The sequence below is a fragment of the Desulfatitalea alkaliphila genome, from assembly GCF_022968795.1.
Classification (GTDB): Bacteria; Desulfobacterota; Desulfobacteria; order Desulfobacterales; family Desulfosarcinaceae; genus Desulfatitalea; species Desulfatitalea alkaliphila.
The window spans coordinates 1-19,029 of the sequence record NZ_JALJRB010000035.1; the positions used below are offsets into that span (position 1 = coordinate 1).

The 19,029-nt window shown below is 61.1% G+C and carries 14 protein-coding genes; 5 read left to right on the forward strand and 9 right to left on the reverse strand.

Annotated features, from left to right (window positions below; genetic code table 11):
- Window positions 1–8: 8 nt before the first annotated feature.
- The 3 genes from MRX98_RS19790 to MRX98_RS19800 all read right to left on the reverse strand — a co-directional run bounded on the left by MRX98_RS19790 (window position 9) and on the right by MRX98_RS19800 (window position 4,954).
- Window positions 9–3,137, reverse strand: coding sequence for an efflux RND transporter permease subunit (locus MRX98_RS19790; RefSeq protein ID WP_246914235.1), 3,129 nt, complete (start codon window positions 3,135–3,137; stop codon window positions 9–11).
- Window positions 3,138–3,183: 46 nt separating this feature from the next.
- Window positions 3,184–4,257, reverse strand: coding sequence for an efflux RND transporter periplasmic adaptor subunit (locus tag MRX98_RS19795; RefSeq protein ID WP_246914237.1), 1,074 nt, complete (start codon window positions 4,255–4,257; stop codon window positions 3,184–3,186).
- Between the two features lie 73 nt (window positions 4,258–4,330).
- Window positions 4,331–4,954 carry a TetR/AcrR family transcriptional regulator gene (locus MRX98_RS19800; RefSeq protein WP_246914238.1) on the reverse strand — a complete coding sequence of 208 codons (624 nt, stop codon included), beginning with the start codon at window positions 4,952–4,954 and terminating at the stop codon, window positions 4,331–4,333.
- Between the two features lie 307 nt (window positions 4,955–5,261).
- Between MRX98_RS19800 and MRX98_RS19805 the strand changes: the two genes are divergently transcribed.
- Window positions 5,262–5,903 carry a metal-dependent transcriptional regulator gene (locus tag MRX98_RS19805; protein WP_246914240.1) on the forward strand — a complete coding sequence of 214 codons (642 nt, stop codon included), beginning with the start codon at window positions 5,262–5,264 and terminating at the stop codon, window positions 5,901–5,903.
- A gap of 207 nt (window positions 5,904–6,110) precedes the next feature.
- Window positions 6,111–7,226, forward strand: a complete 1,116-nt coding sequence (locus tag MRX98_RS19810) for a carbohydrate porin (protein ID WP_246914242.1) — start codon at window positions 6,111–6,113, stop codon at window positions 7,224–7,226.
- Between the two features lie 83 nt (window positions 7,227–7,309).
- Here MRX98_RS19810 and MRX98_RS19815 read toward each other — a convergent pair whose 3' ends face one another.
- Window positions 7,310–7,909, reverse strand: a complete 600-nt coding sequence (locus tag MRX98_RS19815) for a lysophospholipid acyltransferase family protein (RefSeq protein ID WP_246914244.1) — start codon at window positions 7,907–7,909, stop codon at window positions 7,310–7,312.
- On the opposite strand from MRX98_RS19815, the gene MRX98_RS19820 reads away from it, so the two are divergent.
- Together MRX98_RS19820 and MRX98_RS19825 are read left to right on the forward strand one after the other, a co-directional pair.
- Complete coding sequence (locus tag MRX98_RS19820) at window positions 7,910–8,158, forward strand: hypothetical protein (protein WP_246914245.1); 249 nt, start codon at window positions 7,910–7,912, stop codon at window positions 8,156–8,158.
- Between the two features lie 91 nt (window positions 8,159–8,249).
- Window positions 8,250–8,810, forward strand: coding sequence for a CBS domain-containing protein (locus MRX98_RS19825; protein ID WP_246914253.1), 561 nt, complete (start codon window positions 8,250–8,252; stop codon window positions 8,808–8,810).
- Window positions 8,811–8,813: 3 nt separating this feature from the next.
- Here the strand turns inward: MRX98_RS19825 and MRX98_RS19830 are convergent, their stop codons facing one another.
- The 5 genes from MRX98_RS19830 to MRX98_RS19850 form a co-directional block, all read right to left on the reverse strand.
- A complete protein-coding gene (locus MRX98_RS19830; RefSeq protein WP_246914255.1) occupies window positions 8,814–12,092 on the reverse strand; it encodes a CHASE domain-containing protein in 3,279 nt (1,092 codons plus the stop codon).
- A 139-nt stretch (window positions 12,093–12,231) separates the two neighbouring features.
- On the reverse strand, window positions 12,232–12,930 hold the full coding sequence (locus MRX98_RS19835; protein WP_246914257.1) for a four helix bundle suffix domain-containing protein: 699 nt from the start codon (window positions 12,928–12,930) through the stop codon (window positions 12,232–12,234).
- A 22-nt stretch (window positions 12,931–12,952) separates the two neighbouring features.
- Window positions 12,953–14,080 carry a mechanosensitive ion channel family protein gene (locus MRX98_RS19840; RefSeq protein ID WP_246914266.1) on the reverse strand — a complete coding sequence of 376 codons (1,128 nt, stop codon included), beginning with the start codon at window positions 14,078–14,080 and terminating at the stop codon, window positions 12,953–12,955.
- Between the two features lie 19 nt (window positions 14,081–14,099).
- Window positions 14,100–16,754, reverse strand: coding sequence for a DEAD/DEAH box helicase (locus MRX98_RS19845; protein WP_246914268.1), 2,655 nt, complete (start codon window positions 16,752–16,754; stop codon window positions 14,100–14,102).
- A gap of 377 nt (window positions 16,755–17,131) precedes the next feature.
- Window positions 17,132–17,350 (reverse strand): hypothetical protein, encoded by a 219-nt coding sequence (locus tag MRX98_RS19850; RefSeq protein WP_246914271.1) that lies wholly within the window; start codon window positions 17,348–17,350, stop codon window positions 17,132–17,134.
- 259 nt (window positions 17,351–17,609) lie between these two features.
- Between MRX98_RS19850 and MRX98_RS19855 the strand changes: the two genes are divergently transcribed.
- Entirely contained in the window at window positions 17,610–19,025 is a 1,416-nt protein-coding gene (locus MRX98_RS19855) for a lytic transglycosylase domain-containing protein (protein ID WP_246914273.1), read from the forward strand.
- Window positions 19,026–19,029 lie beyond the last annotated feature (4 nt).

The following is a 19,029-nucleotide window of genomic DNA, read 5'->3' on the forward strand; positions in this document are numbered from 1 at the left end:
CTTAAAACTTATATCCCATTTTCGTTCTGCGTTCGCGGTTTTTCATAGCCGATGAAAAAAGCCAACAAGGCCGGGATCACCACCAAAGTGAACAGGGTGGACATGGCCAGGCCGCCGAGCAGCACCGAGCCGATGCCGCGGTACATTTCGCTGCCCGATCCGGTGGAAAGCACCATGGGCGACAGGGCCAGAATGGTGGTGGTGGCGCTCATGAAAATGGGGCGGATGCGGGTGCGCACTGCCTCGTCGATGGCCTCCGGTCCGGCCATGCCCTCGAAACGCACATTGTTCAACGATTGGTGCACAATGAGAATGGCATTGTTGACCACCGAACCCACCAGGATGATGAAACCGAGCATGGTGAGCACGTCCAAGGGCTGCGGGGCGATGGTGGCATTGACCAGCCACAGGCCCACGAATCCGCCCGCGGCCGCCAGCGGCACGGCGAACAGAATGATCAGCGGGTAGAAAAAGTTTTCGAAAAGGGCCGACATGAGCAGGTAGATGATGAGTACGGCCAGCACGAAATTCCATTTCAGGGCGTCGAAGGTTTCAGTCAGCTTGTCGGCATTGCCGCCGGTGGCCACCGACACCCCTTGCAGCATGCCCTGTTGTTGCAGATCGGCCACCAGGCCGTCGATCTGCTCCAGGGCCGCCTGCAGGGGCAGGTCCTCGGGCGGCGTCACCTCCAGGCGGACGTTGCGTCGCTTCTCCAGGCGGGCGATTTGGGTCATGCCCTGGGCGTACTGGATGTCGGCCACATCGCCGATGCGGATCAACTGGCCGCGGTTGTTGGCGATCAGTGCGTTGAGGATCGCTTCGGGGGTCGGAAAGTCGTTTTCCGGGGCGCGCACCACCATGTTGACCTGGTAGCCGTCGGTGGGGCGGTATTCGCCGATGATCTTGCCGTGCCCCATTACGGCCACGTAGTCTCCCAATTCGGTTTCGGTGAGGCCCGAAGCGGCCAGTTTGCGCTTGTCCGGGATGATGTTGACTTCCGGGTAGGTCATTTCCAGGGAGGGCACCGGCCGGATCTGGGCGTTGGGCAGGGCTTGGGAGAGGGCACCGAACAGCATCCCGGCCGATTGGACGATGGTGGTTAAATCCTCTCCGGAGACATTGACATCCACGGTGCGCCCCTGGCCCAGATCGGTTTGGAAGATGCCCGGTTGAATGCTGACGCCGAACAGATCCGGCAGGGAGTTGACGATACGGTTCATCAAGGGGATCAGCTCCCGGGCGCGGGTTTCGTTCTCTTCGGTGAGCACGGTGCCCACAAGGCTGAACATGTCCGCATTCACATAGAACGTGTGGCGGATCTGCGGGATACCATCGCGGCCGTCCTCTTCCATGTAGGGTTTGATCTGCGCGAAGATCCGGTCGCCGATTTCCCGCCGTTTGCTCTCCGAGTAACCCGGCGGCGGCACCAGGATGGTCATGATGATGTTCTGGTTGCCCTGGGGCAGGTATTCCGCCTTGGGCATCAAGGCCCAGGCGATCAACAAGGCCAGGGATGTAAAGCCGAAGACGCTGGCCAGGCGCAACGGAATGCTGCGGCGGCAGAAGGCGGATATGCCGGTGATGACACTGCTGATCCTGCCCCCCCAACGGTCGATGGCTCCGCTGGCGAGCCGCTTCTTTTTGCGTTCCTCCTGCCCGTAGGCCCGGTTCATGGCGGTGGGAATCATGGTGACCGCAACCAGCAGGCTCAACAGGATGGCAGCCGTAATGGCGAAGGCGATGTCCTTGAAAAGCTGTCCGGCCTCTTCGCGCATGAAAATGATCGGCAGAAAAACCGCCACGGTGGTGAGGGTGGAGGCGATGACCGCACCGTAGACCTCCTTGGTGCCTTCATAGGCCGCCCGGCCGATCCGTTTGCCCAACTGGCGGTGGCGGTCGATGTTCTCCAGCACGACGATGGAGTTGTCCACCAACATGCCCACGGCAAAGGAGATGCCGGCCAGGCTGACCACGTTGATGTTGCGATCCAGCAACCACAAGAAAAGGAAGGTGCCCACGGCGGCCACAGGGATGGAGAGGGCGGTGATGAGGGTGGCGCGGAAACTGCGAAGGAACAGCAGCAACACCGCGATGGCCAGCATACCGCCGATGAAGACGTTGTTCTGCACGATGCTGATGGCTTTGAGGATGTAGGGGGCCTGGTCGTGGTTCCATTTCAGGAAGAGATTGTACTCGGGTAGCACTTCGGCGTTGAGGTGGTCCACCACGTCACGGATGTTTCGCACCAGGTCCAGCACGTTGGCACCGGTCTGGCGTCGGATCATGACGACGATGCTGTCCGAGCCGCCGTCGAAAACGGCGAACATCTGGGTTTCATTGCCCATGCGGGTGGTGGCGATGTCGCGCAGGAAGACGCGCCGGTTGTCGTCTTCCAGGATGACCACATTCAGCGGATCGTTCACCGCCTCGAACTTGGCGGCGGTGCGAATGCGGTAGCTTTTGCGGTCGATGTTCAGCACCCCCGCCGACGTGTCCTTGTTGGCCGCCGCCACCTTGGCCATCACCTGGCCGATGGTGATCCCGTGGCGGGCCATCTTGATGGGATCCACCACCACCTCCAACTGGTCGGGGGTGCCGCCGAAGGCCATCACCGAGGAGACGCCGTCCACCCGTTCCAGGTACTGCTGGATCTCGTTCTCGAAAAAGGTTTGGTAGTGGGCGACCTGCCGGGGATCTCCTTCGCGCATTTTGAGGGTCAGAATGACCGACGGGCTGGCATTGGCGCCGGAGGTGTTGATGATGGGCTTTTTGACATCGTCGGGGTAGTCCCACACTTCGTCCAGCTTGTTGGAGACCCGCTGCACGGCGGTGTTGATGTCGGTGCCCAGGCCGAAGGTCAAGGTGATCTGGGAGAAGTTGTTATAGGAGGTGCTTTCCAGCTTCTGCAGGTCCTGGATGCTTTTCAGCTTGTCCTCCTGCTTTTCCACCACCTCGTTCTCGATTTCGCTGGGCGTGGCGCCCGGCCAGATGGTGTAGACCTCGATTCGGGGAAGCTCGGTGTCCGGGGCCAATTGAACCGGCAGACGGATGATGCCGATGATGCCGAACAATAGAATCAGGAGGGCGGCCACGGCCACGGTGACGGGTTTGGAAATGGCGTATTTCAGAATATCCATGGTTTTCTTTCCGTTGGACTGAAAGATTGGCGTTTTGCGGTGGAGACTATCGATCGATGACCTTCACAGGCTGATCCGGACGCAGCCGCTGGGCGCCGTCCACTACCACCTGCATGCCGGCCTGTAGTGGTTCGGAGGCCACGGCGGCCTTGGTGCCCGTATAACCCAGGATCTTGACCGGCAAGGGGGCTGCCTTGCCTTCTTTGAGCGTGTAGACAAAATCCTGTCCCTGCAGTTGAACCAAGGCGTCCCGCGGTACCAGCTTGAGCATGCGCGGCGGCGCCACCGCCACCCGCACCGTTGCCGACATGTTTTCCACCACTTGGTCGGGCGGCGGGATTTTGACCTTGAGCAGAATGTTGCGGGTCATGCGGTCCGCCACGGGCACAAAGCCCTCAAGGGTGCCCGGCAGCTCCTGGTTCAGGGCGTTGATGGTGACATCCGTTGCCTCGCCCCGCTGGGCATAGCGCACCAGGTCTTCGGCCACCGGCACTTTGACGTAAAGTTCCTGCACGGCGCCGATGCGGAAACAGGGCGAGCCGGGGGCCGCATAGGTGCCCACATCCACCATTTTTTCAAGGACGATGCCGTCATAGGGGGCGCGCAGCGTGCTCTTGTTCTTTTTCAGTTGAGCCGTGGCCAGGTCCAGCGTGTAGGCGTTGTGCTGCTTTTCCAGTTCCTGTCGGGCATAGAGGATGTCTTCATAAGCCTTTTCACTGGTGGCGTCTTCCCGCAACAGCACCTCGAAACGGCCAAGGTCCTTGGCGGCCTTTTCCATCTGGATCTCGGTCAGGGCGATGCGGTTGCGTGCCAGGGCAATCTCCTGATCGGTGAAGTCGGTGTTGAGGGTCAGCAGGATGTCGCCGCGTTCGACCCGGTCACCGGCCCGTGCACGCACCGATGCCACGATCCCGGCAACCTCCGGCGCCAGGGTACTGGCCTGGTCGAAATAAAGGGTGCCCACCACCGGGGTGTTTTCCGCCACCATCTCCTCTGTCACCTTGTCCAGCACCACCAGGGCCGGAGGGGACTCCTGCGGGGGTTGACCGAAAGCGTTCGGGACCGGGGACAAGGCCAGAAGGGCCAGCATAAAGGCGGTGAAGGGGAGCGCATGTTTCATTGGAAACCTCTGATGATTGAAATAGCCTTGCATGGTTATGGTGATGGCCGAACAAGCAGACCGCATTGTTAGGTTATCCCCTGAAACCCGCCGCCATGAACCGCACCATCTCCTCCTGCATGGCTTCGGAGAGATCCAGTTCGACGGCGAAAAGGGACTGCAAATCCTTGCGCAGCCAGTGGTCCACGATATCATGAACGCCGGCCCAAAAAAATGCGTAGCGGTACAAAAGCTGCGCCCGGCCCAGGTGGGGCAGGGCGCGGTGCAACAACGCCACATAACGGCGATGGACCACTTCCAACAAATCCATTACCCGGCTGTGAAACCGGTCGATATCCCCATAGGCCTTGGACAGATTGTCAAACAAGACGATCAGGTTGGGGTGATTTCGGGAAGTGTCGAAAATCGGTGCCAGATAACATCTGAGCACATCCTCCAGCTCCGGTAGCGTTGCGCCGACGCGTTGTTCCAGGGCATCCAGGTGTGTCATTTGGGCTTCCACCACCAGGCTGATCATGCGCGAGAGGGTGGCGCTGATCAGTTCCGACTTGGATCCGAAATGGTAGTTCACGGCCGCCAGGTTGGCATCGGCAACAGCGCAGATTTGACGCAGGGTCGTTTTTTCGGCCCCTTGCTGCGCGAAAAGTTGTTCCGCGGCTTCCAGGAGCCGGGTTTTGGTGTCTTTGGGGCTTTCCATGGCTGCCACCCTTGCGGCCGGGCCCTTGTGTGCAGGGCGCGCCCATGAGATTAAACGCTGTTTGAAACGGCGTTTTAAACCCCATATGGCATGTTTGTCAAGCCCCGTTTGCACTTTTGCGGCATGTGCGCTGATGGAGGGTGGAGCCACCGGGTGCGGACGGGTGACTGCCGACGGGCGGAAGGCAATCCGGTCAATTTGGTGATGAGCATCGCTCTGAACAAATCCATTGACATAGTGCCACGGGAATATTATTAGAAAAATAAAACATAATTTGAAAGTTGTGCAGTAAAACAAGGAGATCGCCTTGGAAGCCGCCAAGAAGGATAAAACATCCCCGAAGAAAAAGCTTGCCGACAAGCCGTTGACCGCGACGATGGAGGACTACCTGGAGGCGATTTACGACCTGGACCAGGATAAGAAAGTGGTGCGCGTCAAGGACATCGCCAAGCGCTTGGATGTGAAGATGCCGACGGTGACCAGCGCCCTCAAGACCCTCAACGAGCGGGGCATGGTGCATTACGAGAAGTATGAATATGTCGAATTGACCACGGAGGGCAGCGCCGTGGGTCACGAAATGCACCGTCGCCACCGGCTGCTGCTCAAATTCCTGACCGATATTCTCAAAATCGATCACCAGGTCGCCGATGAAGAGGCGTGCAAAATGGAGCACGCTTTGAGCTTGTCCACCTTGGAGCGGCTGGCCGACTTCATGGCCTTCATTCAGGATTGCCCCCGCGCCGGTGAGAGTTGGTTGGAACACTTCGACACCTATCGTACATCCGGCAATAAGCCGCAAGCGTGCGCCAGTTGTACCGAGCAGTTCAGTTGTGAAGAGATCGGTGGGCAACGCCCTTCAGGGGTCGCGCAACCCAAGCCGGTCATCAAGCGCAAGGTGTCGGGTAAAGGTGGTGCGCCGGCCGGCAGAAAGCGATCCAAAAACCCATAGTCCAACCGTTTGTCGATGGCCGCCTGCCGGGCACGCATTGCCGCAGGCGGTTTTTTAGGAGGTCTAAGTTAGATAATTAAAATAAAGAACCAAATTTCTAATTTGGCCGGGTGATCGGAAACCACAACCGATCGGCGCAGGCCGGGATGGTGTGCGGATCGCCCATTACTCACCTTTCATCATTGTTTTTAAAAGGAGGATTGCACTATGAAGCACGGGTTCTTCGGGTTGGTCGTCGTGGCCGCCACCATTGCGGTGTTGGGGTTTGCCGGTGGTGCGGCGGCCATCGAGTTGGGCGACATGCTCTCCATCGAAGGCGATCTGGCCGCCGCTTACCAGTATCAGAGCCTGAGCCGGGCACCGGACCATGACAACAAGGGGCGGGGTGCGTTGGTATTTCAGCCGACGCTGCGCTTGCAGCTGACCGAAAAGGATGTGATCCAAGCCGGTTTCGGCTTTGCCGCGGGCAACGCGCTCAACGACGGTCACTCCCCGTTTGCCCTGGTGCCGTGGGCCGCCGACCTGGAGGGGGATGTTAAGGGCATCGGCGGGCGCGATCGTGACTACCTGCTCACCGCCTGGTACGCTCGCCGCCTGGCACTGGGGGCCTTCGGTGATCTGGAAGTCGTCGGAGGCCTGATCAATGCGGCCGATTATCTGGACGACAACGCATTTGCCAATGACGAGTTCGGCCAGTTCATGAACGAAGCCTTGGTCAACAGTCCCACCGTCTTTCTGCCGGCCTTCGATCTGGGTGGCGCACTTCAGTATGAACTGGGTAATTGGCACGCGCGGGCGGTGGTGATGGATGTCGCCGGCGACGAGGAGGATGCCGGACACCATTTTTACGGCGCCCAGATCGGCTACCGCCTGGATTTGGGGCTCGGAGAAGGCAATTACCGCTTGGCCGTTGCCGGCACCGGTAAAAAGTTCGACGGCCCGGACAGCGAGGCCGATCAGGCCCTGCTCGGCGGCGTGCTTTCCTTCGACCAGGAATTGGGCGACACCTACGGTGTTTGGTTGCGGCTGGGGCACCAGGACAACGATGCCCTGATCGCCCATCGCAACCTGTATGCGGCGGGCATCGATATCAAAGGCGGTTTGTGGGGGCGCGGCGAGGACAACATCGGCTTTGGATACGCCTTGCTCGATGGCGGCAACGATGACATCGATCGATCCCAAGTGGCCGAGCTTTACTATCGCTGGGTCTTCAACGAATACAGCGCCGTGAGTCTCAATTTTCAGTATCAGGAAGATGAAGACAACGACGGCAACAAACCGCGCGGTCTGATCAGCGGCGTGCGTTTCGTCGCTTCATTTTGATTCATTCACCGACCACAAGAAAGGCGGCGGGCTGCTTCAGCGGCCCGCCGCAATCGACTTTGAGTTTTTAGCGACGCGCTGCGTCAGGGGGTATGGACATTGGCGGCGATGCGTTGGCGCACCATTTCGGCGGTCTGCACCGGGTCCAGTTGGGCGAAGGCCGCATAGGGGATTTCGTCCAACACTTGGATGTGAATAGGGTGAAAGCCGTGAAAGTTGAGGCTGGCCTTGGGCAGGGCGTCCTTGGTACCGTTGATGGCGATGGGCAGGATGGGCAGCCGCATGCGATGGGCCAGAATGAAGGCGCCGGGCTTGAAGGGCTTCAGCTCGCCGGTGCGCGAACGGGTGCCCTCGGGAAAAAAGAAGACCGAACTGCCCCGCGCCAAGGTCCGCTCACAGGCGGTCATCATCTTTTCGATGCTCTCCTTTTGGCCGCGCTGGAGTCGGATGTAGCCGTTGAGGGTCATGTTCCAGCCGATGAAAGGCACCCGGAACATCTCCACCTTGGAGACCCATTTAAAAGGAAAAAAGAGGCGGAAGGCCACCAGGATGTCCAGGCCGGACTGATGGTTGGACACGACGACGTAGGTGGCCTTTTTACGAATTTTTTCACGGCCTGCGGCGGTCACCGACCAGGCCGGCATGGTCCACAAATAGAGACAGGCCCAGAAGGATGTGAACATGTGCAGCCACACCAGGCGACGGTCAAAGGGGATGGTCAGCAGCCAAATCAGCAGCGCGAGGATAAAAAAAAAGCGGAGCTGATGCCGATGAAACAAAGAAAAAGGATGGCGACGATGCGGTTGATCATGGGATCTCCGGTGATGGGCCGGCCGGACCGGTGCCGACAGCGGCTTTATGCAAGCGGCTATATTGAATTTTCCACCGGCTGTCAACTGCCCATTGATCTGCCGGCCCGGATGCATGTATGATCCCGGCAGCGGTTGGCATGCTGTGCCGCCGCTATCCATAACCCATAGCGCCATTTCCGGCAGGACCGGTACCCAAGAGAGGAGCGAAACCATGGAGAAAACGAAAGTGCGGGATCTGATGCGTCCGGTGCAAGACTTTGCGCGCCTGTCCAGCGGTGCGACATTGATCGAGGCCGTGGAGGCACTGGAAAAATCGCAGCAGGACTATTTGGCCGGCAAGGCCCCCCAGCGCATTTTGCTGGTGGAGAACGAAAAGGGCGAAATCGTGGGCAAACTCTCCCCCATGGATGTGGTGCAGGGGTTGGAACCCAACTACAGTAAGATCGACAATCTCAAAGAGATGTCCCGTTTCGGCTTCTCGGCCGAGACGTTGAACACCATGAAAGACGAATACCGCCTGTGGGAAAAGCCCTTGTCCGAGCTTTGCCGCAAAGCCTACGGGGTCAAAATTGACAGCTTTGTCCGGCTGCCTGCACCGGATCACATGGTGGCGGCGGAGGAACGGATGGACAAGGCCTTCCACCGTTTCGTGGTGGGGCGCCACGACTCCTTGTTCGTGCAGGAGGGCAAGCAAATCGTCGGACTGATTCGCTTCTCCGACGTTTACCAAAGCATCGCCGAAACCATGCGCGCCTGTCCCCTGGCGGAGTGAACTTCAGGCATCGGCCAAAACTTCGCGCAGCTTGGCCGCCAAAGCGGCTGTGTTGAAGGGTTTTTGCAGGAAATAGACGTTCTCTTCCAGCACGCCGTGGTGGGCGATCACATTGGCGGTGTAGCCGGACATGAACAGACACTTGAGGGTGGGACGCAGGGCGCGCATCGCTTGCCACAGATCGCGCCCGCTCATTTCGGGCATGATCACGTCGGTCATCAATAGGTCGATGTGCCGATCCGCCGCGCGCGCCAGCGCCAACGCCCGGCCGGGCGATTGGGCCGCCACCACGGTGTAGCCCAACCGCTGCAGCATCAAGGTGGCCAATTCGAGCAGGGAGGGTTCATCCTCCACCAACAACACGGTCTCCGTGCCGCTGGGCGCCGGCGCAGGGGCCGTCGGCCGTGCGGGGGCTTGCTCGACGACCGTATCCCGCGGTAGATAGATCCTGAAGGTGGATCCGGTTCCGGGTTCGCTGTAGACGTTCACGAAACCCCGATTCTGGGTCACAATGCCGTATACCGTGGACAACCCGAGCCCCGTGCCTTCCCCCTGGGGTTTGGTGGTGAAAAACGGTTCGAACAGTTGCGCCACCACCTGCTTTTCCATCCCCTGACCGTTGTCGCTGACCGCCAGCATGACATATTGGCCGGGTAGGCATTCGGCATGTTCACGGCTGTAGGCTTCGTCGAAGGTGGCATTGGCGGTTTCGATGATCACCCGGCCCGTGCCGGCGATGGCATCCCGGGCATTGACCGCCAGGTTGGTCAACACCTGGTCCAACTGGGCCGGGTCCATCCGGATACGCCATAGATCGGGGGCCGGTCGCCACTCGATGGCGATGTGCTCGCCGATCATTCGCTCCAGCATTTTGATCATCCCGCCCACGGTGGTGTTCAGGTCCAAGCTGACAGGGGCGATGGTCTGCTTGCGGGCGAAAGCCAGCAAATGGCGCACAAGCAGGGCCGAGCGCTGTGCCGCCGAGGCGATTTCCGCCACATCCTGGCGGGACGGATCGTCGGGTGCCAGTTTGTCCAGCAGCAATTCACTGTAACCGCTGATCACGCTCAACATGTTGTTGAAATCATGGGCCACGCCGCCGGCCAGCCGGCCCACCGACTCCATCTTCTGGGATTGAAACAGTTGCGCCTGCAATCGGCGTTGCTCGGTGATGTCTCGCACAAATTCCACCACTCCGGTCACCTCGCCGGTGTCGGGCGCCTTGATGGGATAGCTGTAGAGCTCGATCCACTCCACCGGGGTGTCCGGCCGCCCGGGGACGATCTCCCGCTCCATGCGGCCCGAGCGGATGCAGCGCAAGGTGGGGCACGCGGCGCAGGGGGTGTCGCTGTTGTGGTAGACGCGGTGACACTTCTGGCCGACCAGGGCGCCATCGACGGGGTACCACTTTGCCATCATCTTGTTGGCGTGGATGATGTTCAACTCCGTGTCCAGCACGCTGATGCCGTCTTGCACACTTTCCAGCACGCTGTCCAGAAAACGCTCGTTGCGGGCGCTGGTTTCGCGGGCGGCCTGCAATTCGGCCGTGCGGTTTCGCACCTCTCGTTCCAGATCGCTGCGGCGGCGGACCAGCAAAAGGGTTAACAAGGTGGTCAGGGTGGTCAATAGGCCCCCGGCCAACACAGTGATCAGCGCTGCCCGGGCTGGATGGGCCTCCAGGAACACCGGGGTCGGATTCACCACCAGGGCGTAGGATCGGCCGAAAGCAAAAAGCGGGAAGAGGGAGGACAGTGTGGTGCCGCCGATATCCATCGGTGCCGGCAGTGCCGCATCGCTGTTGTGGGGGGCGCCTGCCGTAGATAGGGGAGCGAACCCATTGTCACGGCTGTAGTGACACAAGGTGAGGGCGATGGGATTGCGGTCAAAGGCGCTCAATGCCAGAACGTTTTCCAGAAAAGGGAGCGGCCGCAGCACGGCAAGCACGAAGCCGTTGTGCAGCGGCGCCGGAAGATCGGTTGCCATGGCACGCACCGGCAGCACAATGGCGATCCCCTCCTCTTTTTCGTCAAAGGCAATCAGGTTGATGGGCGCGGTGGCGGTGGGCAAGCCGCTGATGGCGGCGGTTTCCAAAGCAGCGCGGCGCAAGGGTTCACTGCCGAAGTCAAAGCCCAACGCCTTTTGATTGTCGCGCCAAGGTTCCACATACCAAACCGGATGGTAGGTCTGCCGGCCGGCGGCAAGTTGGCGCCGTCCGTTGTCAGCCAGTTGCCAGATGGCAAAGGGATCGACTTCCTTGCCCCGGGCGTAGTCGCCCAGCTCCGACACCTGGTCGGCGGGAACCGTCAGCAGCCAAGCCATGGCGTGGATGTCAGCCCGGCGCACCATGGGGTCAGTGAAAACCCGGAATTCGTCGCGGTCCACAAACCGGGAACTTTGATACAGTCGCGCCACCGCTTCCAAATGGTGGGTGCGCAGGTCGTGCACCGCCTCCTGCACCAGATGGAAATGGGTTTGCGCCAATTGGCGCAAACCGTTTTGTCGCAGCCGGCTTTCGCTGTCATGAAACAGCCAGGCGGCCAGCAGGGTGGCCGCCACGCCGAAGAGAATGACCGCCATGGTTTCGGTGTGTCGCAGCCGTTCCCGCCACACCGGCGACCAATGGGAGCGGCCGTGCAGCAGGCCGATGGCCGCCAGTGCCAGGATACCCAAGCCGGCTGTCGCAAGCAACGTCAGGCGGCGGGTATTTGCAAGTTTGGACGTCCATGCGGCGGCATCCATGTCCATGCCGACGACCATCAACACCTCATTGTTGCGCGGGTGACGAATGGGGGCGACGGCTGAAAGAAATGTGCCGAATTCGTCGGTGTAGGGGCCGATCACCACACTGCGGCCATGCCGGAAGATGTCGAAGACGGCCTGGGGCGCTTGTTGGTAAGGTGCGCCGGGAAACGACGCCATGGGATCGCCGGGGGCATAGGATTCCGGACCGAACAGCAGCCGGTCCCCCCGACGGGCCGAGGTCCAGATGCCGCGGCAGCCGGCAATGGCGCAGTAGGCGGCCAGTTGCTGCTGCAAGCGCTGAAAGGCGGGGTTGTCGAGATCTGCCGCGGCAAAATCGAAGGACAGGACGCGTTCCGGGTTGATGGTCATTCCCAGTGCCCAAGCTTGATGCTGCAAGTGGGCGCGCACCGCTTGATCGGTTACCGCGGTGCGCCATTGGCAGGCCCAATACCCCCCGACGGTAAACAAGACGACGACGGCCATCCAGTGCAGCCACAGATGACGGTGGTACAGCAGGCGCTGCGGGGCTCGATGCGTCATGCGCGCCCTTTCCGTGTTGCGCCGTCAGGGTAGCCCCGAGGTGGATAAAGGGCGGTCAAGCAACGGAAGGTGCCCGCCATTCGGTTCTCCTTGGTTTTTTTCACTGATTTTTACATGGTAGCCGCAAGCGGAGGGGTCGTCAATAGCGGGATGAGCGGTTGTTGCGCCGGTGGGCGCTGCGCACCCGGTAGAGCCGCTCGGTGAATCCGCCTTCTTGTAGAAAATCGGCCGCCAGTCGCGCCACCTGGCGGTCGAGCAGGGCGCATGCCACGGCCAAAAGCACCAGGGCGGCGTTGGCGGACAGTTCGGGATACGAAGCGTGGGTGGACGTTGTGGACGGAGTGGACATCGTGGACACTTTGGGCGCAGGTGTGGTGCTTGACCGTTGTTCTGCACAATCGCCTTGTTTGCTGATGCGCATCACCCAGGCCGCAACGTCATCGGCGGTTTGGCAGCGTTGATCGATCAAATTGCGGCGCAGGGGATTGTCTCTTTGCCACACCGATAGACCCCGCTGCCGCAGGAAATCTTCATAGTCCAGTTTCAACTCTTCCAGGCTGGCGCGGGCCACCTGGGTGAGCTTGAGCTCCATCTTCTTGGAAGTGGCCGAAGCCTGGGAGCCTTCGGCGATGTTCTGTACGCCGCTGCGAGCCGCCTGCACCATCTGGTCGTGGGTTCGGCTGCGCCGTTCGATATAGCGATGGCAGAAGCGTACCGTGACATCGTAAACCAGCTGCGCCACCTGGAAGCTTTTCAATCTCCGGTAGCCGCCGTGCTTCGGCAACAAAGGGTTTTTCTCCGACCTGTCCACTTCGTCCACCCTGTCCATTATGTCCATACTATCGTCTCAGCAGATGCAATCACGCCACCTGCTTGCCCCCCGCCGCCGGCACCTCCTTCACCCAGATGTCCCGCTGCGGAAACGGGATCGCCACGCCGGCACGATTGAACGCCTTGTCGATGGCCATGAACAGATCGTGCTTGATGCGGCCGCGGTCGGCCGGGTCGCGGATCCAGCCCAGCAGCTCGAAGTCGATGCTGGAGTCGCCGAACCCGCGGTTGCGCACCCGGGGCGCCGGGTTTTTGGTCACTTCGGGATGGTCGGCGGCCACCTGCATGAGCAGGGTGCACACCTGATCCAGGTCGCTGCCGTAGGCCACCCCCACTTCCACACGGATGCGGTAGCGGTAGCGGATGCCGCCCGATTCGTTGATGATCTTGGAGTTGGCCATTTCGGAGTTGGGCACGATGATCTCCACGTCGTCCCGTGTGCGGATCCGGGTGGAGCGAATGCCCACGTTGACCACATAGCCCCGTTCGCCGCTGCCCAGGATGATGTAGTCGCCAATGGTGTAGGGCGCATCGGCGATAATGAAGAAGCCGGCGAAGAGGTTGGCCAGGGTGTCCCGGGCGGCAAAACCCACGGCGATGCCGACCACACCGGCCGAGGCCAGCCAGGCGGTGGGGTCGATGTTCCAGACCTGCAGCAAGGCGTAGGCGCCGATGGCCACGATGATCACGGTCAGCATCAGGTCGAACAGAGGGATGGTGCGCTCTTCGATGATGGCGAAACGGTGGCGCACCCGGCCCAGAATGGCCAACCCCACATTGCTCGCCTGCATGGCGGCCCGGATCAGTTGCAGGATCAACATGCTCATCATCAGCCGGATGGTGATCATTTCGGCGGTTGCGCCCAATGCCAGCACCTGCAGCGCGGCCACCAGGGCGATGTAGCCCACCACCAGGGCCGCCACCCGGGCGACGATGCGCAGCAGTTTTTCATCCAGATCGGTGGTGGTGCGGGCCGTCAGTTTGGATCCCCAGAAGAGAATGAACTTGCGCACGACGGCGGCCAGCAGCAAGCCGGTCAAAACGACGATCAGGGAGAGGAAAATGGGATAATCGGACAGAAAAACCCACGTGACGTGGAGTATTTCGGGCAGCCATTCCGGCGGGGCGGCAACGCTGTTTTCAACGGGGGTGGACATGATCGGTCATCTCCTCATGTTAGCGGACGTTTTCCATGCCGACCATCCGGGCCAGGGAAAGGGCCATGGTGTCCAGAAAGGAGGGGTCGGGCAGGGTGACGGTCATTTTGAGTTGTCCGTCATCGGTGGTTTCCATGCATTCACTCAACTTGGCTTTGAAGGCCCCGGTCATTTGCGCCATGCGTTCATCCGGTTCGGGATCGCCCAGTACCTCGCCGATGAAGGCGAAGGCCGCGGTCACCAGTTGGCCCCCGGCCGCGGCGATCTTCTCCCGGCGGGCGAAAGTGGCGGCCTCGCGCGCCGCTTGGGCTTTTTGACTTTCGTCTTGCGGTGCGTCGGGTTTGTTGCCCAGCAGTACTTCCATGCGCCGTTTGAGCTCTTCGATGCCGGTATTCAAGTCCACTTCGGTGGCTTCGGCGTCGGGGTCCAGCACCGCCAGGGAGAGTTCGTTTTTGGCCGACAGGGTGCCCAGCAAGTTTTCTTCCAAGGTGTCGGTGGTCACCAGCAAAAAGACCTGCACCGGCTGGGTCTGGCCCATGCGGTGGGCGCGGGCGATGCGCTGCTCCAGGATGGCCGGGTTCCAGGGCAGGTCGACGTTGATCACCGTGTTGGCGGCTTGGAGGTTCAAGCCGGTGGCGCCGGCGTTGGTGGTGATGAACAATTTGCAGGCAGGGTCTTTCCGGAATTGTTGGATCAGCGCCTTGCGTTCGGCCTGGGGCACCGAGCCGTCCAGGCGCACGTAGCCCATGCCCAGCTTGGCAAGCAGCGGTTCGATGAGGCCGAGCATGGTGGTCCATTCGGAAAAGAGCACGATCTTGCGCTCCTCTTCGGCGGCCAGCTGGGTCAACAGATTTTCCAGCTCCTCCAGTTTGCTGGAGTAGCCCGGGGCCTGCTTGTCCACCAGATAGGTGCTGTCCGCGCTCATGCGGCACATCAGCAGCGCCTTTTGCAGGCGCAGCAGATCCATTTCCGACAGGTAGCGCTTGTTGATGATGGTCTGGATGATCATGCGATGGGCGTTGTGCATGCCCAACTGCTCGTCGGTGGGGGTGATGCGGAGGATTTCGGTGGTGCGCGGCGGCAACTCCTTGAGCACCATGGCGCGGGTGCGGCGCAGCAGGATGGGCGCCAGGTTGCTGCGCAGTTCGTCCAGGTGGCGGTAGCCCAGGGGCTTGCCCTTCTCGTCCACCACCCGGTGGCGGTTGAAGAAGCGGAAGGCCGGCCCCAGGCGGCGGTCGTCCACGAACTCCACCACCGAGTACAGGTCGTCCAGACGGTTTTCCAGAGGGGTGCCGCTGAGCACAAGGGCAAAGGGCGATGCAAGGGCTTTGACCACCCGGCTGGTTTTGGCTTCCCAGTTTTTGATGCGCTGGCCTTCGTCCAGAATGATCAAGTCCCAGGACACCGTCTCCACGGCCAGGACGTCGCGCAACACCTGCTCGTAGTTGCAGACGGTGAAAAAGGCATCGTCCGCATACTGGGCCGGCCGGTCGGCGGCGCTGCCGAGCACCACCCGGCAAGTGCGTTCGCTGAAACGCCGGATTTCGGTGCGCCACTGGGATTTCAACGATGCCGGGCAGATGACAAGGACTTTTGAGATCGATGCATGGCGGGCCAGCAGTTCCGCCGTGCCGATGGCCTGGATGGTCTTGCCCAAGCCCATGTCATCGGCCAGGATGGCGCGGCCGGCGCCGGCGGCAAAGGCGATGCCGTCCAACTGGTAAGGCAGCAGCTCGGTCTTGAGCAGGGTGCGCCGCAACGGGTGCCCCGCCGGGTCGCGCCGGATCTCGTCTGCCAAACCGGCCATGCGCTGTTGAAAGAGGCAGTGCTGGATATATTGCTCGGCGTCGGGATAGACGGTGACCGCCGTTCCCGACCTTTCCACCCCGTTGATGCGCCGCAGCAGGTCCCGCACATCGTCGATGGCCCGGCCCCGCAGCGGCGCCAGCAGGGATGCGATTTCCGGCGCCGGATTTTCCGGCAGCAACAGGCGCAGCTCCAGTTGCGCGCCATAGCGCAAATAAACGGCGATATCTTCGACGGGCGGCGGTGTTTCGCGCACTTTCTTGGGGAATTTGGTTTTGAGCCGGGATTGGGCGTACAGAATGTGTTTGCAGGTGCCCAGCGTGTTTTTGCGGAAATCGGGGCAGGTGCAGTAGGATTCACCGGGCGCGAAACCCCGCAGGGCGACGCGGTAGCTTTTGCCCGACACCTTGCTGGTCACGATGTAGTCGGTCCACAACCGTTCCGGTGCCATGGACTGGAGCACCATCTTTTCGTTGCGCGCCCGCTCCCGGCGGTCGGCCAGGGCCTGGGCCACCAGGGTTTCCTCGTCCAAGGTCTCGATGGGCACCCGTTCCGGCGGCGGCGCGGCCAGGCCCAGGGCCAGTTTCTCTTCGAGGATCAACGCCAGGGCGGCGCCCTGGTGCGCGCAGGCGACGGTGCAGCGGTTGCAGCTCAAGTTGAGCTGCTTGGGCCGATGGGGATCGAGGGTGATGCGGACCTCGGCGTCGGGCAGGGTCAACACAAAGCGCTTTTCGTCGAGCTGCACCTGGTCCGCCGGGTCGATTTCGTATTTGCCGCCCTGCAAAATCAACGCCTTGCCGTTTTCTCCCAGCAGCTTGGCGGCTTGCAGGAACGACAAGTGGGACAGGATGTCGGTGAGGGTTTGCATATGTCCGGCTCCTTCGGGTTGCTGTGCATACACGGTGTGGTTCGGCTGCGGATGAACACCCGGTGTTTATAGGTGGGCGGGGTGGGATGTCAACTTGAAAGCGGGCCGGCGGTTGGTGGTGATCCAGCAACGGAAACCTGTCCAAGGGTATGGATGGCGGATGGCGTGACTCCGTTGCCCCTCAGTGGTGCGGTGTGGAGCGGACGGGGATCGCTGGATAGCCGTATTGAAGGGAGGTCGTGAGAGCTCAGGAGGATCTGTGGGAAATCGTCAATGCCAAAATTTCCCGTCTCCGTGTGACGCAGGTGCCGCCGCGATGAAATGTGCTCGAGCGCGTGGCCGCATCAGGTGGGGCCGACGCGCTGGAGGGGTATGTATTAAAAACGCTTGAGCCATCTGGCCAGTTTGAGGTTGTCCAGATAGACGCTGGACCATTTGGTCAGGCGCACCCAGCCGGAACGCCGTTCGGGTGTGGTGCGGCGGTCTTGGGGTGATCGCGGTGGACTGCCCTTGTTGATGAGTTGCTTGAGTCTTGCCAGGTGACGCCGGTCTTTGCCGCTGCGCCGGTCTTGTGCGGATCGTCTCCGGGTATCCATCGGGCGCCCTCCTTTCGATTTATTCCACTGCTTTGATAATAACCATTGAGCGACGGTCCGGCAATCACATGACGTGGTTCCGGTGGATGAAGGCGTCCGGATTTCGACGCTGCCGGTTGACAGGGCGCATCTTGCCTCTGCTGAAATGCCCGCGGGGCGTGGCTTTGGCGCGGATCGAAAGCGGTTGCGGGCATGGTATGAGGATTGCAAGATTCGCGTTGGCGGTTAGCCGTTTCAATCTCCGCGCAAGGAAGGTGTTATGTCTCGAATCAGAATGGGCCTGCCGGTCACCCTGTTTATCCTGTTGCTCCTTGTCGGCGCCGAACGGGTGCGGGCCGACGACGGCCGGTTCGCGATGCCTGGTGTGATCGCGCCCAATGTGCATTTTTGGATAAATGTGTTTGCCGGTTACGGCACAAACCAAGGCATCCTTCATGACAGCGAGGATCTGGGGCGCATCTACGGTGTGATCGACTTGATTGCCTATGATCAACCGGATCCGGCAAGAGAAAATCGCGAACGGATCCGGGCGGCCTTGGCCCATTATCGGGCGGTGCTGGAGCGGTTGGCGCGGCATCCCGATTGTGCACGCGCGGAGAGCCGGCGCTTGGCGGCGCTGTTCGCGCCCGAGGTCGATCCGCGTCAATACGCGGCAGCGGCGGCCCGACTGCGCTGTCAGATCGGTCAACGGGATCGTTTCGAGGCGGGTTTGATTCGATCCGGAGCATACATGGCGCAAATCCGGGAGATTCTGCGCAGCCACGGCGTGCCCGAGGATCTGGCCTATTTGCCCCACGTGGAATCGGCCTTCGACCCGGAGGCGCGCAGCCATGTGGGGGCGCTCGGCATGTGGCAGTTCATGCCGGCCACCGGGCGGCGTTTCATGACCGTCGGATATGCCGTGGACGAGCGGCGCGATCCCATTACCGCCACCTACGCCGCCGCCGCTTTGCTCAGGGAGAATTACGCGCAGTTGGGCAGTTGGCCGCTGGCGATCACCGCTTACAACCACGGTACCAACGGTATGTTGCGCGCCAAGGCACAACATGGGGACGATTTCGAAGCCATTTACCGCAACTATCGTGCGCCGTCTTTCGGTTTCGCTTCCCGCAACTTTTACGCCGAGTTCCTTGCCGCCCGCCAGGTGGCGGCCAATTATCGGCTTCATTTTGGTGATCTGGATTTCGACCGTCCGGAGGCCGTTCGCACCTTGATTCTTGAAGGATATGCCGACTTCGATGACTTGAGCCGTTTTTTCGGAGTGGCGCCGGAGACGCTGCGGCGGATGAACCGCTCCTTGGGGCCGCCGATCCTGAGCGGTCGGCAACGGATTCCCAAGGGGTTCACCTTGCGACTGCCACTGCAAGCGCAGGACGCCATCACGGCCGCCGTTCCCGAACCGCTGCTGCACGCCGCCCAGGTGCCCAGCCGATATTATACGGTGCGGCCGGGCGACACCGCCTATCGCATCGCCCGCCGGCACGATGTTCCGGTCGCCGACTTGATCGCCATCAACGGGCTGGACCGCAATGCCACCATACGTCCGCGGCAGGTGTTGCGGATTCCGGGCCGAGGTGAACAGGTTCAGGCGGCGATGGTGCCGGCGGTTCTGGGTGTTGCGGAAGAGGGGGCGGCCGACACCGTCTGCGACGGCACCCACCCCGAACCCATTTGAACCG